The 15,263-nt window shown below is 67.0% G+C and carries 16 protein-coding genes; 8 read left to right on the top strand and 8 right to left on the bottom strand.

What is annotated here, in order from left to right:
- From rplR to map, 7 genes are all read left to right on the top strand, one after another.
- On the top strand, window positions 1-396 hold the full coding sequence (gene rplR / locus M6D93_RS17050; protein WP_249771058.1) for a 50S ribosomal protein L18: 396 nt from the start codon (window positions 1-3) through the stop codon (window positions 394-396).
- A gap of 37 nt (window positions 397-433) precedes the next feature.
- Window positions 434-1,102 (top strand): 30S ribosomal protein S5, encoded by a 669-nt coding sequence (gene rpsE, locus M6D93_RS17045; protein WP_347343503.1) that lies wholly within the window; start codon window positions 434-436, stop codon window positions 1,100-1,102.
- A gap of 1 nt (window position 1,103) precedes the next feature.
- Window positions 1,104-1,286 carry a 50S ribosomal protein L30 gene (gene rpmD, locus M6D93_RS17040; protein ID WP_249771056.1) on the top strand — a complete coding sequence of 61 codons (183 nt, stop codon included), beginning with the start codon at window positions 1,104-1,106 and terminating at the stop codon, window positions 1,284-1,286.
- A gap of 3 nt (window positions 1,287-1,289) precedes the next feature.
- Window positions 1,290-1,742 (top strand): 50S ribosomal protein L15, encoded by a 453-nt coding sequence (rplO, locus tag M6D93_RS17035; RefSeq protein WP_249771054.1) that lies wholly within the window; start codon window positions 1,290-1,292, stop codon window positions 1,740-1,742.
- A 228-nt stretch (window positions 1,743-1,970) separates the two neighbouring features.
- Window positions 1,971-3,284 carry a preprotein translocase subunit SecY gene (gene secY, locus M6D93_RS17030; protein WP_249771052.1) on the top strand — a complete coding sequence of 438 codons (1,314 nt, stop codon included), beginning with the start codon at window positions 1,971-1,973 and terminating at the stop codon, window positions 3,282-3,284.
- Entirely contained in the window at window positions 3,284-3,949 is a 666-nt protein-coding gene (locus M6D93_RS17025) for an adenylate kinase (protein ID WP_249771050.1), read from the top strand. The genes secY and M6D93_RS17025 overlap by 1 nt, the downstream gene beginning before the upstream one ends.
- A gap of 19 nt (window positions 3,950-3,968) precedes the next feature.
- Window positions 3,969-4,805: a type I methionyl aminopeptidase gene (gene map / locus M6D93_RS17020; protein ID WP_249771048.1), complete on the top strand. Its 837-nt coding sequence runs from the start codon at window positions 3,969-3,971 to the stop codon at window positions 4,803-4,805.
- An 82-nt stretch (window positions 4,806-4,887) separates the two neighbouring features.
- On the opposite strand, the gene M6D93_RS17015 is transcribed toward map, so the two are convergent.
- The 4 genes from M6D93_RS17015 to M6D93_RS17000 all read right to left on the bottom strand — a co-directional run bounded on the left by M6D93_RS17015 (window position 4,888) and on the right by M6D93_RS17000 (window position 8,273).
- Window positions 4,888-5,628: an ABC transporter permease gene (locus tag M6D93_RS17015; protein WP_249771046.1), complete on the bottom strand. Its 741-nt coding sequence runs from the start codon at window positions 5,626-5,628 to the stop codon at window positions 4,888-4,890.
- A 2-nt stretch (window positions 5,629-5,630) separates the two neighbouring features.
- Window positions 5,631-6,554, bottom strand: a complete 924-nt coding sequence (locus tag M6D93_RS17010; RefSeq protein WP_249771044.1) for an ABC transporter ATP-binding protein — start codon at window positions 6,552-6,554, stop codon at window positions 5,631-5,633.
- A gap of 728 nt (window positions 6,555-7,282) precedes the next feature.
- Entirely contained in the window at window positions 7,283-7,744 is a 462-nt protein-coding gene (locus tag M6D93_RS17005; protein ID WP_249771042.1) for an ImmA/IrrE family metallo-endopeptidase, read from the bottom strand.
- A gap of 55 nt (window positions 7,745-7,799) precedes the next feature.
- On the bottom strand, window positions 7,800-8,273 hold the full coding sequence (locus tag M6D93_RS17000; protein ID WP_249771040.1) for a hypothetical protein: 474 nt from the start codon (window positions 8,271-8,273) through the stop codon (window positions 7,800-7,802).
- A gap of 259 nt (window positions 8,274-8,532) precedes the next feature.
- Between M6D93_RS17000 and M6D93_RS16995 the strand changes: the two genes are divergently transcribed.
- A complete protein-coding gene (locus M6D93_RS16995) occupies window positions 8,533-8,739 on the top strand; it encodes a helix-turn-helix domain-containing protein (RefSeq protein WP_249771038.1) in 207 nt (68 codons plus the stop codon).
- Between the two features lie 71 nt (window positions 8,740-8,810).
- Here M6D93_RS16995 and M6D93_RS16990 read toward each other — a convergent pair whose 3' ends face one another.
- The 4 genes from M6D93_RS16990 to flhA all read right to left on the bottom strand — a co-directional run bounded on the left by M6D93_RS16990 (window position 8,811) and on the right by flhA (window position 15,085).
- Window positions 8,811-11,093: a putative bifunctional diguanylate cyclase/phosphodiesterase gene (locus tag M6D93_RS16990; protein WP_249771036.1), complete on the bottom strand. Its 2,283-nt coding sequence runs from the start codon at window positions 11,091-11,093 to the stop codon at window positions 8,811-8,813.
- 79 nt (window positions 11,094-11,172) lie between these two features.
- Window positions 11,173-11,421, bottom strand: coding sequence for a hypothetical protein (locus M6D93_RS16985; RefSeq protein ID WP_249771034.1), 249 nt, complete (start codon window positions 11,419-11,421; stop codon window positions 11,173-11,175).
- A gap of 33 nt (window positions 11,422-11,454) precedes the next feature.
- A complete protein-coding gene (locus tag M6D93_RS16980; RefSeq protein ID WP_249771032.1) occupies window positions 11,455-13,056 on the bottom strand; it encodes a hypothetical protein in 1,602 nt (533 codons plus the stop codon).
- The gene (flhA, locus tag M6D93_RS16975; protein WP_249771030.1) at window positions 13,034-15,085 is read right to left on the bottom strand and encodes a flagellar biosynthesis protein FlhA; all 2,052 of its coding nucleotides are present in this window, start codon (window positions 15,083-15,085) and stop codon (window positions 13,034-13,036) included. The genes M6D93_RS16980 and flhA overlap by 23 nt, the downstream gene beginning before the upstream one ends.
- Between the last annotated feature and the right edge of the window lie 178 nt (window positions 15,086-15,263).

The following is a 15,263-nucleotide window of genomic DNA, read 5'->3' as shown; positions in this document are numbered from 1 at the left end:
ATGGGAGCCTCCATCATCGTCAAGCGCGCTCGCCGCTCGGCCGGCATTTCCGCCGGCCGGCGTACGGGTAAGGCGCGTCGTCACTTCCGGCTCCGCAAGAAGGTCGTCGGCACCGCCGCTCGGCCGCGGCTGGTCGTCAACCGCTCGTCGCGGCACCTGTTCGTTCAGGTCGTCGACGACAGCAAGGGCATCACCCTCGCCTCGGCCTCGACGTTCAAGCTGGACGCCTCCAGCGGGGACAAGACCGCCCAGGCCAAGCAGATCGGTGCTCAGCTCGCCGAGGCCGCCAAGGCCGCCGGCGTCACCCAGGTCGTCTTCGACCGGGGCGGTGCGACCTACACGGGCCGGATCGCCGCGTTCGCCGACGCCGCCCGTGAAGCGGGACTGGAGTTCTAATGCGCAAGATTTTCGATATGAGTGAGGGGAACGCCTGATGGCTTCCGCAAGTCAGGGAACGCAGCGCGGTCCTCGTACCGGCGGCACCGGCGGCACGGGTGGCAACGAGCGCGGTGGCGGCGAGCGCGGCGGTAACGACCGTCGCGACCGTCGCGACGGTGGCGGACGCGACCGGGGTGCCTCAGCGGAGAAGAACCCGCATCTCGAGCGCGTGGTCACCATCAACCGTGTGGCCAAGGTCGTCAAGGGTGGTCGCCGCTTCAGCTTCACCGCGCTGGTCGTGGTGGGCGACGGCGACGGCACGGTCGGTGTCGGCTACGGCAAGGCCAAGGAAGTTCCGGCCGCCATCGCCAAGGGCGTCGAAGAGGCCAAGAAGAACTTCTTCAAGGTTCCTCGCATCGCCCAGACCATCCCGCACCCGGTGCAGGGTGAGAAGGCAGCCGGCGTCGTTCTGCTTAAGCCGGCCAGCCCGGGTACCGGCGTCATCGCCGGTGGTCCGGTGCGCGCCGTTCTGGAGTGCGCCGGTATCCACGACATCCTGTCCAAGTCACTCGGCTCGGACAACCCGATCAATATCGTGCACGCCACGGTAGATGCCCTCAAGCAGCTCGTCCGTCCGGAGGAGGTCGCGGCTCGCCGCGGTCTGCCGCTGGAGGATGTGGCTCCGGGCGGTCTGCTCCGGGCCCGCGCGGGCCAGGGGGCGTGACGTGGCGCGATTGAAGGTCACCCAGATCCGTTCCGAGATCGGGTCCAAGGACAACCAGCGTCAGACGCTGCGCAGCCTAGGCCTGAAGCGGGTACGCGACGTTGTCGTCAAGGAGGACCGCCCGGAGATCCGTGGCATGGTCCAGACCGTGACCCACCTGGTCACGGTCGAGGAGGTTGAGTAAGACATGGCGAACGGACCTCTGAAGGTTCACCACCTCAAGCCTGCCCCGGGCTCCAAGACCGCCAAGACCCGTGTTGGTCGTGGCGAGGGCTCCAAGGGCAAGACGGCCGGTCGTGGTACCAAGGGCTCCAAGGCCCGGTACCAGGTGCCTGCCGGCTTCGAAGGTGGCCAGATGCCGATCCACATGCGGCTGCCGAAGCTCAAGGGCTTCCGCAACGCGTTCCGGGTCGAGTTCCAGGTCGTGAACGTGGCCAAGCTGGCCGAGCTGTTCCCGGCCGGTGGCGCTGTCAACGTCGACGACCTGGTCGCGGCGGGAGCAGTGCGTGACGGCAGCCCGGTCAAGGTGCTCGGCACCGGCGACCTGGGCGGCGTAAAGCTGGATGTCACGGCGAATGCGTTCTCGGCCAGTGCGGCTGAGAAGATCGCGGCCGCCGGCGGTAGCGTCACCGCCCTGTAACACCGGGACAATTGCACATGCGCAGGGCCGGACAGGAGACTGTCCGGCCCGCTGCATATCCGTGATCGGGTCTAGACGAAGTTCGGAAATTCCGCGCGACTGTTAGGCTCGCCCACGGTGGCACGGAGTTTTCCACAACCCCGTGTCGACCTCTGCCCCACCCGAGTAAGACCCTCTCGGTTCGGACCAACGACCGCTCTGAGACGACCAGCCCGCGCAGGAGGATTTGTGCTCACCGCATTCGCGTCTGCTTTCCGGACGCCCGACCTGCGGAAGAAGTTGCTCTTCACGCTGGCCATGGTCGTGCTGTACCGCCTCGGTGCTTCGGTACCCACGCCGAACACCAACTCGGCCGCCATCCGGGACTGCATCAGCCAGGCCGCCAACGGCAGCAGTCAGACGACCTACGCGCTGATCAACCTCTTCTCCGGCGGGGCGCTGCTCAAGCTGTCCGTCTTCGCGCTGGGCATCATGCCCTACATCACCGCGAGCATCATCATCCAGCTTCTGGTCGTGGTGATCCCGCGGTTCGAGACGCTGAAGAAGGAAGGGCAGTCCGGTCAGAACAAGCTGACCCAGTACAGCCGGTACCTGACGATCGGGCTGGCGATCCTGCAGTCAGCCGGCTTCGTGGCGCTGGCTCGAAACGGGCAGTTGTTCCAGGGCACGACCAACTGCAACCCCCTGTACAAGAACAACGACATCTTCGCCCTGGCCGTCATGGTCATCACGATGACCGCCGGAACGGCCGTGGTCATGTGGCTCGGCGAGCTGGTGACCGACCGTGGTGTCGGAAACGGCATGTCGATCCTGATGTTCACCTCGATCGCCGCCCGTATCCCGAACGAGGGCAACACGATCCTCAAGAACTCGGGCGGCTTCGTCTTCACCCTGATCATCCTGCTGGGGCTGGCGATCATCGCTGCCGTGGTGTTCGTCGAGCAGGCTCAGCGACGAATTCCCGTGCAGTACACCAAGCGCCAGATCGGGCGCCGAATGTACGGCGGGACGTCGACCTACCTGCCGCTCAAGGTAAACATGGCCGGTGTCATCCCGGTCATCTTCGCCTCGTCCCTGCTCTACATCCCGCAGCTCCTCCTGCAGTTCAACTCGAACTCCACGTCCGGGCTCGCGCTGTGGGTGAACAACCACTTGATCAACCAGCAGGACTGGGTGCACATCAGCGTGTACTTCCTGCTGATCATCTTCTTCACCTACTTCTACGTGGGCATCACCTTCAACCCCGAAGAACGCGCCGACGACATGAAGAAGTACGGCGGGTTCATCCCGGGCATCCGCCCCGGACGCCCGACCGCCGAGTACCTGCAGTACGTGTTGTCACGGATCACGTTGCCAGGAGCGTTGTACCTGGGCATTGTGGCGGTACTGCCGAACTTCTTCTTCTCGATGACCGGAGGGAACAACCAGAACTTCCCCTTCGGGGGGACGGCCGTGCTGATCATGGTTGGCGTCGGGCTTGACACCGTCAAGCAGATCGAGAGTCAGCTCATGCAGCGCAACTACGAAGGGTTCCTGCGTTAATGCGTCTTGTTCTCGTCGGCCCGCCCGGAGCGGGCAAGGGTACGCAGGCTGAATTCATCGCGGACCGGTTCACGATCCCGAAGATCTCCACCGGCGACATCTTTCGTGCGAACGTCTCCGGCGGGACCGAGCTGGGCAAGCTCGCCAAGCAGTACATGGATGCCGGGGACCTGGTCCCAGACAAGGTGACCATCGCGATGGTCCGCGATCGCCTCGGCGAGCCGGACGCGGCCGCAGGTTTCCTGCTCGACGGATTTCCCCGAAACGTCGCTCAGGCCTACGAACTCGACTCGATCCTCGGGGACCTCGGCACGTCGCTGGACGTGGTCCTGGAGCTGCAGGTCGACAACGAAGAGGTTGTCCGGCGGCTGTCGGGTCGGCGCACGTGCCGCAAGTGCGGCCACATCTGGCACGTCGAGTACGACTCCACCCAGGCTGACGGGGTGTGCGACAAGTGCGGTGGCGAGCTGTACCAGCGCGACGATGACCAGGCCGAGACCGTACGCCACCGGCTGGACGTCTACGCCGAGCAGACCTCGCCGCTCATCGAGTTCTACACCAACCGATCTCAGCTCGTCGTCGTCGACGCGATCGGCACCGTCGAGGACGTCACCGAGCGCGCGATCCGGGTCCTGACCGCGGCTGCCGCCGAAGCAGCGTCCTGACCCGCGTCTGAGAATGTTCATGCGCCGCCGCCAGCCCAGCATCGAGATCAAATCGATCAACGAGATCCGGCTCATGCGGGCTGCCGGTTTGGTCGTTGCGGAGGGACTTGCCGCCATGGCCGCCGCGGCGGTTCCGGGAGCCAGTACGGCCGACTTGGATCGAGTCGGGCGTGAGGTCATCGACCGCCACGGTGCGGTGTCGTCCTTCTTGGGCTACGCATATCCGCCGTTTCCGGCCGTCATCTGTTCCTCCCGCAACGCAGCGGTCGTGCACGGCATCCCGAGCGCGGCGGACGTGCTCAATGAGGGAGACCTGATCTCGATCGATTACGGTGCCATCCTGGCCGGCTGGCACGGCGACGCCGCGGTGTCGGTCGGTGTCGGAACGAGCGTCGATCCGAAGGTTGCGGAGCTGTCGGAGGCCTGCCGGAAGGCGTTGTGGGACGGTATTGCGGCCGCCGCCGTGGGACGTCGGCTGAGCGACATCTCGGCGGCGGTGGAGTCCTCCGTCCGCCACTCCGGCTCCTACGGCATCGTGGAGAACTACGGCGGACACGGCATCGGCACCTCGATGCACATGGAGCCGCACCTGCTCAACTATGGCAAGCCGGGACGCGGTCCCGATCTGGTTCCCGGCATGTGCCTGGCGGTGGAGCCGATGATCACGCTCGGCTCGGCGTCGACTCGCGAACTGGACGACGACTGGACCGTTGTCACGGTGGACGGCTCGTGGGCCGCGCATTGGGAGCACACGATCGCGCTGCTGCCGGACGGCGTCTGGGTGCTGACTGCCGAGGATGGCGGCCGGGCCGAGCTGGAGTCGCGCGGGGTGCGCGTTTCCGCAGTGGCCGACTAGTTCGGGCGTCCCCCCGGTTGCCGCGGTGATGTGGAGCTGCCTGGCTGATGTCCCCAGATCGCCCGTGGCTTGGCCCGCGGAGTCATCGGTATTGACGGGTTTCGTCGCGCCGGTACGCCCAGATCGAAACCGCGGCGAAGCCCGCGCCGTACGCCGTGAGGGCGATGACCTGTCTGACGGGAAGCTGCCCAGACAGGCCGAACCCGGTCACGATGTCACTCCATTGCCGCGTTGGTAGCCACGGTGAGATGCGCCGCGCGAGGCTGGGGAGCTGGCTGCCGGTCACGCCGAAAAGGCCGCCGGCGTACGACAACGGCAGGAAGACCAGGTTGGTCACCGGCAGCGCGGCGCGCTCGCTGAGCAGGTATCCGAGCATGATTCCGAACAGCGCCAGCGGGACGCTGCCGAGCAGAATGGCCAGCAGGCCGCGGGCCTGTTCGGCGATAGTCATATTCACCGGGCTCACCAGCCATGCCAGCAGCACGAGCGGGGTCAGGCAGAGTACGGAGAACGCCAACGCCACAAGCGTGCGGGCAGCAAAGCGCTCGCCCGGCCCTGCGTGAAGTGTCCGGAGGTAGCGCTCCCAGGCCGATGCCCGGTCGGCCGCAATTCCCACGCCGAACTGGAACATCGCGATTCCCAACACGGCGAAGGCTGCGAAGGCGAGCAGGATCCCGTTGGCCGCGTGGACGTCCCGATGCACCTGCGGCAGCCCAAAGATCAGGTAGGAGATGACCGGCAATCCCGCGGAGGGCACCGTGAATGACGGGTAGCGAATGAGTTCGGCCGCTTGGACATGGGCATTCAGCCAGATGCGGTTCACGCTCACTTCTCCAGCTCCGACAGCAGCTCAGACAGTGGGGTCGCAACTACGTTGACGTCGGTGATGGTGGGGTCGCTCGACGCGATGTGGGCGAGCAGCCGCAGTGGATCCGCGGTGCGCCAGCGCAACGTGGTGTGCGACGGATAGCTGGTGTCGGTACTGACGGACAAGCCGACGCCCGATCGAGCCGCCGCCGAGGTGATCGCGACCGCCTTAACAGCAGGCACCCGAACCTCGACAGTGCGTCCGCCGAGGGAATCCCGGATCTCGGCCAGACTGCCCTCGCGGACCACCCGTCCCGAGGACATCCCGATGACCCGGTCCGCGACGGACTCGAGGTCGGACAGGATGTGCGTGGTAACCAGGACGGCCCCGCCGCGGCGACTGTAGTCCGACACCAGCCGCCACACGATGGCTCGGCCGGCCTCGTCCAGGTTGCTCGTAGCTTCGTCCAGGAGGAGTAGGCCCGGCGCGCGAACCAGGCCGAGGACTACCGCCAGGCGCCGCCGTTGCCCGCCGCTCAGCGCGCCAACGGATCGGTTCAGCACGCTCGACAGACCGAGTTCGTCGCACAGTTCGATGCGGTCGGGAACGAGGTCGCTGGGCGGCCGCTGGCCCTCGACCAGATCGACACACTGGCGCACCGTCACCGGCCCAGGAAAGCTGATGTCCTGAGGGACGAGGCTGAATCGCGTTCGTGCCGCGGCGCCAGCCGGTGGGAGACCAAAGAGTCGGGCGGTGCCGGAGTCGGGCCGGCGAAGACCTGCCGCGATGTTCACCATGGTGGTCTTGCCTGCTCCGTTGGGGCCTAGGAGGGCGGTGACGGATCCGGGGGCGCATGCGAGATCCACTCCGGCCAGAACCGCTCGTCCGGCGATGGTCTTGCACACGTCCGATAGCTGCAGCGGAAGATCCGGGCCGTTCATCGGTGTACCAAGCGAGCACGAGGAGTCGGAGGCGAAGGCGCTGAGACTGGTCCAACGGTGTAAGCGACGTAGTTGTAGAGCAGGTGCGCCATTGTGGAGGGCACGAGAGAGCGCGATATCAGTGTGGCTCCGGTCCAGCACACACCGTTGACAAGATCGTTTTCCAATCGTTCTCGCACTACACCTCGGGGGGTTCGCCCGTCGACAGAGCAGATTAGTTCGACGGTGTCCTGAATCTCGTCGCTCTGGCTCAGCCCGTTGGTCGTGGAGGCGGTTCTGGCTTGAACACTGAGTTGAACCGAGGGGTCAGCCCCAGGTTCGGCACCCTGAGTCAACACTTCTGAGATTGCCGTCCGCAATGTTTGCCCGGTGGCCAGCGAGACCAGCCGGCGCCCGTCATAGACATGAAGAGCGCCGGCCAGCTCGATTAACCGGGTTCCCGGCCTTAGCACCGGGGACAATCGGTCGAGGCAGGCGACATCGTCAGTTCCGCCGCGGCTTCGACGACGACGAGCTGCTGCTGCAGCAGCAGCAGGCCGACGTGGCAGCTGGTGGAACAAACCTGTCTACTTTCTGATATGACATCGGACGAAGCCACAATAGCCCGACTTCGGAGGAGTTCGAGGCCGAAGCCTGAAATCTGTGGATAACGTCGGCGGAAGGAACGGATGGCGAGCCGGCGGGCGGCGAGCCCAAAGCAGCGGACCGGCGGCGCACGTGTCGTGCCTTTACGTCTCGGACGAATGGCCGCCGGCGTGTGCTGTAAGGCGGCGTAGTCGGCGGCGTTCGGCGGACGTCAAGAGCCCGAGTCGGAGCTGCAGGGTCTCCTGATCGACGTCGAGGGCGGCGGCCAGGGCGGCGTGATCGTCGCCGGTGTAACGGGCGGCATCGATGAGGGCATTCAGCCCGATGAGGCGCCTCGCCACCTCTTCGTGGACGGCCGACTCCTCCCTGGACTGCCACGGGCCGCAGTCGTCCAGGCCGCGTTCGAGGTGCACGATCTCGTGGGCCAGGGTGCAACGCCGTTGCCCAGAAGTGGTGTTCGCGCGGAGCGTGATCTGCAAGCGGCCGTCGCGGAATTCCCTGATCTCACCGAGGAGATCGTCCTCCAGCGGTTCGATCAGGGCCTCAACGCCGGGCCAGTTGCGGGCCAGATCCTGCCAGGGGTCATAGGTGGGCGCGTTCGTCATGCGCGAGATGGTGCCTGGGGGGTCTGACGATCCGGATCGGGGCTGTGGACAAGCGTCAGCGAGTGGGCTTTTCGCCCTTTCCACGACGGGCGGCCGCGCGCCTTTCCGCGGTACTCGAGGCTGCCGACGGGAACTGGCTGACCGTGCCGAGCGGGCTCGCGGTGCCGTCAGCGCCAGTGCTCGTGCGGACTCCCGCGGATTCGGCCGGCTCGAGCATCGCCCGGATGATCTCGTCGACGGCCTTGCGCTGGCGCCGGTTCAGCCGGCTGGCTTCGGTCGGCGGCACGTAGGGCGCGGTCTGCTCCGAAGGTAGCCCGGCGGCTTCACGCAATCTCGTCAGCGGGATCTCCAACGCGGCGGAGAACGCCTGCAGCGTCGGCTCATCGGGACGTCCATGATCACCGCGCAGGTAGCGAGCCGCCGTGTCGTGGTTGAGGGTGAACCCGAGCGACTGGGCTTTCCGGGACACCGAGCGCGCGCTCACGCCGCCGGTGTTGGAGGACTTCAGCAGGTCCGATAGGGCAGTCACCGTGTAGACATTAGCGGCCACCGACCTCGTTCCACCCGGCAAACGGGCGGATTTCTGCAATCCGGCCATGCAGACAATGCGCAGTCATCGATCGATCGCAGCGGTGGTGGTCGGGCGAGCTGCCGGTGGCGTGGCGCGTGACCGGAGCGGTGCGCGGTCGGTTATCCACAGATTGTCGATTGTCTGAACAGATGATCTGCGTTTCAGCTAGCCTTCATCGCGTGATGAACGTGACGATCATGAACCTTGGGCGTGGCTGATGCGACTGCGCAGCCGCGACGTACTCGCCGACTACATACGGCTGCTCGGCATGTCCGAGCGTGCCTTCGCCGCGCAGGCCGGGCTCGGCCATGCCACCGTGAACCACTTGATCACCGGCCGACGGGTGAGTTGCTCAGCGGCCACGGCAGCCGCGATCGAGAGGGCCCTCGGATGTCCCCCCGGACTACTGTTCATGGCGCTGTAGCCGCCGACCGCCGACCGCCGACCGCCGACCGCCGACCGCCGACCGCCGACTGCAGGTTGCGTTCGAGAAGATCAGCCCGCCGCTTGCATGTCTTGAGCGCCCCCGGAGTTGATGCGTCCCGCGACGTCGCTACGTCCGGGGCGAATTCGCGATACCGACAGCTCGGCCAGCAATTCGGTGGCTCGTTCGTAGGGCACCGGCTTGGACCACAGGTAGCCCTGCCCGTACGAGCACGCGGCCAACTCCAGCCAGCTCGCCTGGTCGTCGTGCTCGACACCCTCGGCGACCGTGGCCAGCTTCATCGCGCCGCTCATCGCGATGATCGCGCGGGTGAGCGAGCCACTCTGCTCGTCGGACACGATGCGGTCCACGAACGACTTGTCGACCTTGAGCACGTCCACCGGCAGGTTCGAAAGGTACGCCAGCGAGCTGTATCCGGTGCCGAAGTCGTCGATTGCGATGCGGATCCCGAGCGCGCGCAACTGCGACAGCACGGCGCGAACGCGGTCCAGATCGTTGAGCACCACCGACTCGGTGATCTCCAGGCACAGGCGGTGCGGGGGCAGGCCGGTTTCGGCCAAGACCCGCGTCACCTCCTCGACGAAACCAGACTGATCGAGCTGCTGGGACGAGACGTTCACCGACATCGTCGGCGTGTGGGCGTCGCTCTGCATACTCGCGGCGGCGACGCACGCGTTGCGCAGCACCCAGCTGCCCAGCGGCACGATGAGACCGGACTCCTCGGCGATCGGGATGAACAGCACCGGCCCGAGCAGCCCCTGCTCGGGATGCTGCCAGCGCACGAGAGCTTCGAAGCCGACGACCTGGCGGGTGTTCAGATCCACGGTCGGCTGGAAGTGCAGCACCAACTCGTCCCGGCGAACCGCCTTCTGCAGATCCGCACGCAACTGCAGGCGACGCAGCGACTCCTCGTGCAACCTGGGCTCGTACACCGCGGTGGCGGACTTGCCGCGGTCCTTGGCCAGATACATCGCAACATCGGCGTTGCGCAGCACCTCCTCGCCTGTCAGCTCACCGGGCACCGCCGGCGCCAGGCCGATGCTGGCCCGCACCGTCAGCGGGCGCCCCTCGAGCACGATCGGTTCGCTGAACGAGCCCAGCAGACGCTCGGCCATCAGCTGTGCCTCGATGAGGGTGGCACCCTCCATGAGCACCGCGAACTCGTCGCCGCCCAGACGAGCGACGGTGTCCCGAGCGCCGACGGTGGCACGCATTCGTTCGGCGATCACGGCCAGAACCTCGTCGCCGGAGCCGTGTCCGAGGCTGTCGTTGACGAGTTTGAAGTCGTCGAGATCGCAGAACAACACGACGTGGCTCGCCGCCACCGTGACGCCCGGAGTGAGGGCGTGGTCGAGGCGGTCGCCGAACAGCTGGCGGTTGGCCAGGCCGGTCAGCGGGTCGTGGAAAGCTTGATGGGTAAGGCGTTCCTCCAGCTGCACACGCGCGGTGACATCGCGAATGGTGATCACGATGCCCGACACCGACGCGTCGGCGAGCAGGTTGGACAAGCTGCCCTCGACGATCAGTTCCCGGCCGTCGGCGTGGTGCATCCGGAGCCGCAACGGCTGGTCCTCACCGACCCGTTGCGTGCTCAGATGATGGGTGAACAAGGGAAGGTCGGCCGGGTGGACGAGCGCGGTGTACGGCCGGCCGACGAGCTGCTCGGCCTCGTGTCCCAGCACGGCCCGCACGGACGGCGTCAGAAAGGTGATCGTGGAATCGGCGTCGCAGACGGCCATCACATCGGCGGCGTTGCGAACGAGGGCGGCCAGTCGCTGTTCGCCGATGGCCTGGGCCTGTTGTTCGGTCACCTGCCGCTGGAGGGCGCGGTGGCGCGAGACGAGCTTGCGAAACCAGACCATCCAGCCCAGCGAGGCCCCGACGAGCAGGGCGAGATAGACGAACACGGCCTCGCTGTCCTGGCGGTGTTGCCGAGCGCGCAGCAGGTTTTCGCGGGCGGCGACCGTGTCGCGCAACCCGGCCAGCGCGGTGGGCGAACCCGGATCGGCGGCGAGCGCCTCTGCCTCGCGACGCAGCGTCGTCACTGTGCCCGAAGGAACGCCGGCGGCCGACAGGTCCGACAGGTGAGCAAGGGTGTACTGAGCGGCCGCAGCGCTGCTGTTGCCGGGAGCGGCGGCTCGCGCCGTACCGGCGACGGCGGCGACAGCGAGCCGCTCGGTTCGCGTTGGAGCGCCACGGAAGTAGACGGCGGTGAGCAGCGCGAGTTCGAGCCCCACGATCAGGAGCGTGCCGAGAACGGTCCAGGGCACGGAAGCGCCGCGTTGTGTCGACGTCGCCCCGTCCTTGGGCGCTTCGGCCTCTGTGTCGCGCACCGGTTTCCTCCGTCGATGTCGTGGCGGTGTTCACCCACCCCATCGGCACGCAGGAATCAGTCTTGAATCGTTCAGGGCATCAGGCGCGGGTCGAGGAATCCGCGTTGGCGCGACCGTCGATGGCTTTCTGCAGCCGCGCCCGCTTGGCCTGCTGCTGGTAGGCCGAGGTCATGCCGTTGAATCCGACGACCATGATCGCCGAGACGGGCAGTGCGATGAGAAATCTGACGAGCGCGGTGGAGACCGACATGCTGCCGGTGACGAAGGCGGAATAGATCGCCGGCGAGGTCAGCAGCGCGGCGAGCACGAGAACAGACGGACGGAACACGGCGAAGCCTCCTTCTTGATCAGGTCAGCGTGGTCAGTGCGAGCCGTGCGCGGCGGCGCGTCGCCCAGCCGATGGTGCCGGGGACGAACTCGCTCCCGGCGTGGCCGAGTCGGATACCGCCGACTGGCCCGTGTCCGAGCCCGCGCTCAGCTGCGGCAACGCCGCGAACATCATGCTCGCCCACGCGCCGGCATTGGCGGTGCGACCGTCGATCATCGTGACGGGCAACCCCAGGGCAAAGGCGCTGGCCGGGCTCTTGCTGGCCCGCGCGGAGTACAGCGCGACGCTGTCGATTCCGCCGAGGCGCAGCAGCTCGGCCTGGGCGTCGCCGACCTTGGCGTTGCTGTCGAGCACGAGCCACGAGGTGGTCGGCTGGAGTGCTTCGAGCATCTCGGCTGCCCACGGGTCGTCCGGTTCGAGCTCGACAGTGTCGGTGGCCACCACGACCACGGACGCGACGTCGCGGGTGCGGAGTTCTGAACGCAGTACCCGTGCCTGACCCACACCGCTGATCAGGCGAGCCCGGGACTCCTCGGTCGCCTCGAACAGCGCCGCTGCCGGGTGGCCCGCAAGGCCGCCGATCAGGATCGAGCTTTCGGGGATGCGCAGCTGCGCCGCGACTGCGGCCGCGGTGCGCAGGGCAGGCGTCAGCTCGCCCACGATCGCGATCACGTCTCCGGCCCTGCGGGGCAGGCTCGGCGCGGCGGGGATGAGGCCGAGCAGGTTCTGGACGGCTTCGTAGATGTGGTTACCCGGGACCTCGTCCGCGATATCGGCGGGGACGCCGAGCTCGGCGAGCTGGGCGAGGACCTGACGACGACCCTTGTCCGTCTCGGAGACCAGTTCGGTGACGCTGGCCAGCGGTGCCGGGACCGAGGCGAGACGCACGCGCGGGGTCGCGGTGTGCTCCGCCTGCGGCTGGCCGGTTTCGGTGTCCTGCACGTTCTCGTTCTCGGCCTGGTGGGCAGCGCGGTGACGGCCGGAGGACGCGGCGGCGATGGCCGCTGCCGACGCGACCGGCTGTGCTGCCGGCGCGACCGGATGTGTCGTCGTGACGAGCGACGCCGTGTTGCGGTCGATGGCCGGCGGAATGAACGGCGCCACCTGGCGTCCGCTGATGATCGTGACCGGCTCGAAGTCGGAAGCGTCCTGACCATCGTGGACGGTGTGGGCAACAGCGTCGTCAGCAGCGTCGCCGGGGGAGGTCGGGTTGGCCAGCGCACTGCGCAACAGCGCGGCGAACTCGTCGCGGCTGCTCTCGGTGAACGCGTGGCCGCCAGAGGAGACCTGGTTCTCGGCGGCGTCGGCGGCGGCAAGCAGAGCTTCGAACGAATCCACGGCTGCGGTTTCCTCGGTCATGTCGGGGGAGTGGGGCAAGGAGAAGTCGGTCGTCCAGTTCTCCGACGGCGCGAAGTCGGTCGAGCCGGACTCGGTGGTCGCCGAGTCCGACGCGAACGCTCCGTCGGCGGCGATCCGATAGGCGACCCGGTGCACCTCGCGAGCGAAGAATCCGCCGACGCCGCCGCGACGAACGCAGTCGTGGTAGATGATCGTCGCCGCATCCCCGTGCTCGGCACGGATGTCAGCAATGATCTGAGCCAGATCGGTTCCTTCAGACAGCAACGGTTCGGACATCGCTGATCACCCCTACCGTGTCGACGATTGTGGCGTTGGACGAGATTTCGTTGTACGACAGCACGGCCAGGTCCGGCACAGTGCTGGAGAGCAGACGGCGCAGTGGCAGGCGGATCTGCGGCGAGCAGGCCAGGATCGGGCGCAGACCGCGCTCCGAGGCCGACTGCTGCTGAGCGACGACGGAGTTGAGCAGCGACTCGACCAGTTCCGGTCCGGGAAGCAGCTGCACGCCGCCCTCCATCGGACGAGCCGACTCGAGCAGGCTCTGCTGCAGCCGTGGTTCCAGCGTCAGGACCTGCAGTCGCCCGTCGTAGAGATGCGAGGCGGTGATGGACGGAGCCAGCGCGAGGCGGGCTGCCTCGACCAGGCGGTTCGGCTCGGTGCTCGACTTGGCCGCCACCGAGAGCGCTTCGAAGATCCGGACCAGGTCGCGAATGGAGACGCCCTCCTCCAGCAAGGCGTGCAGCACGCGCTGCACCTCGCCGAGGGTGAGCAGCGCCGGCGTGAGGTCCTCGACCACGACCGGGTGGCTGCGCTTGAGGGCCTGAGTGAGCGCGGAAACCTCTTCCCGCCCCAGGAGCCGGCTGGCGTGGGTGCGCACCGTCTCGGACAGGTGCGTGATGATCACCGAGGATCGGTCGACCACCGTGGCGCCGAGCAGCTCGGCCTGAGCACGCAGCTCCGTGCCGATCCACTTGCCGCGCAGACCGAAGACGGGCTCCTGACCGTCGATACCGGGCAGGTTGTCCAGACCGTCCCCGATCGCCAGCACGGTCCCCGTCGGCGCCTGCCCGCGGGCGACCTCGACCCCGTTCACCAGGATCGCGTAGGTGGCCATCGGCAGGTCCAGGTTGTCGCGGGTTCGGACCGGAGGCATGACGACCCCCAGTTCGAGGGCGAGCTTGCGGCGTAGCGAGCGCACCCGGTCGAGCAGGTCGGCGCCCGGGCCGTCCACCAGGGAGACCATGTCGGCCGACAGGGACAGTTCGAGCGGATCGACGGCAAGCTCGGACATGATCGCCTCGGCGCTGTCCGGCGACGGTCCGGCCGGAGCCGTGCTGGCGGCCAGGGCCGGCACACCGTCCTTTCCCTGCTTGGGGTGCAGACGTTGAGCTATGACGAGCAGGCCACCGCCGACGAGCAGGAACGGAAGCTTGGGCAGGCCGGGCACCGCACACAGGGCCAGGGCGGCGCCGCCGGCGATCTGCAGCGCCTTCTTCTGGCTGCCGAGCTGGGCGGCCACGACGGTGCCCATGTCGTCGGAGTCCGACGCGCGGGTCACGATGAGACCGGTGGAGACGGACAGCAACAGGGCGGGGATCTGGCTGACGAGCCCGTCACCGACCGAGAGCAGGCTGTACTTGCTGATTGCGTCGGTCACCGACAGGTGGTTCTGCACGATCCCGATGACGATGCCGCCGACCAGGTTGATGATCGTGATGATGATCGCCGCGATCGCGTCGCCCTTGACGAACTTCGAAGCGCCGTCCATCGAGCCGTAGAAGTCGGCCTCGGAGGTGACCTCCGAGCGGCGCCGACGGGCCTCGGTCTCGTCGATGAGGCCGGCGTTGAGGTCGGCGTCGATCGCCATCTGCTTTCCGGGCATGGCGTCGAGGGTGAAGCGGGCCCCGACTTCGGCGACACGACCGGCGCCGTTGGTGATCACGACGAACTGGATGACCAGCAGGATCGCGAAGATCACGAGGCCGATGACCAGTGATCCGCTGATCACGATGTGCCCGAAGGCTTCGATGACCTTGCCCGCGTACCCGTGGCTCAGGACGTTGCGGGTGGCAGAGATGTTGAGCGCGAGCCGGAACAGGGTGCAGACCAACAGCAGGGACGGGAAGGAGGAGAAGTCCAGCGGGCGCTGCACGTACATGCTGACCAGCACGATCAGCAGGGCCGAGGTGATGTTCAGGGCGATCAGGAAGTCGAGGATGCCGGCCGGAACCGGGACGACCATCATCAGGATGATCGCCACGACACCGATGGGCACCGCGAGCTGACTCAGCCGCTTGGGGTTCACGTGACCTCTATGGACTAGACGACGTATGGGGCACTACTGGGGGGTTGCCCACTCCGTGGCCTGACTCGTCGCCGTCCATGGCGATGTTGACGCATCAGATAGGTCGGCAGCCGCTCCTTGAACTTGAGAGATACGGGTGATGCCGGTTGGGACAGTCGTCCGTTGTGAAGTCGTGGTA

The organism is Jatrophihabitans telluris (assembly GCF_023516435.1).
GTDB lineage: Bacteria > Actinomycetota > Actinomycetes > Mycobacteriales > Jatrophihabitantaceae > Jatrophihabitans_A > Jatrophihabitans_A telluris.
Note: the sequence above shows the minus strand (reverse complement) of the source record. Positions and strands in the feature narration are given on the sequence as shown.

Excerpts from the sequence above, each read along its gene's own strand:
- rplO (WP_249771054.1), top strand. The coding sequence starts at position 1,290 with ATGGCGAACGGACCTCTGAAGGTTCACCACCTCAAGCCTGCCCCGGGC.
- M6D93_RS16995 (WP_249771038.1), top strand. The coding sequence starts at position 8,533 with ATGCGACTGCGCAGCCGCGACGTACTCGCCGACTACATACGGCTGCTC.
- M6D93_RS17025 (WP_249771050.1), top strand. The coding sequence starts at position 3,284 with ATGCGTCTTGTTCTCGTCGGCCCGCCCGGAGCGGGCAAGGGTACGCAG.
- M6D93_RS17010 (WP_249771044.1), bottom strand. The coding sequence starts at position 6,554 with ATGAACGGCCCGGATCTTCCGCTGCAGCTATCGGACGTGTGCAAGACC.
- map (WP_249771048.1), top strand. The coding sequence starts at position 3,969 with ATGCGCCGCCGCCAGCCCAGCATCGAGATCAAATCGATCAACGAGATC.
- M6D93_RS16980 (WP_249771032.1), bottom strand. The coding sequence starts at position 13,056 with ATGTCCGAACCGTTGCTGTCTGAAGGAACCGATCTGGCTCAGATCATT.
- rpsE (WP_347343503.1), top strand. The coding sequence starts at position 434 with ATGGCTTCCGCAAGTCAGGGAACGCAGCGCGGTCCTCGTACCGGCGGC.
- rplR (WP_249771058.1), top strand. The coding sequence starts at position 1 with ATGGGAGCCTCCATCATCGTCAAGCGCGCTCGCCGCTCGGCCGGCATT.
- M6D93_RS17005 (WP_249771042.1), bottom strand. The coding sequence starts at position 7,744 with ATGACGAACGCGCCCACCTATGACCCCTGGCAGGATCTGGCCCGCAAC.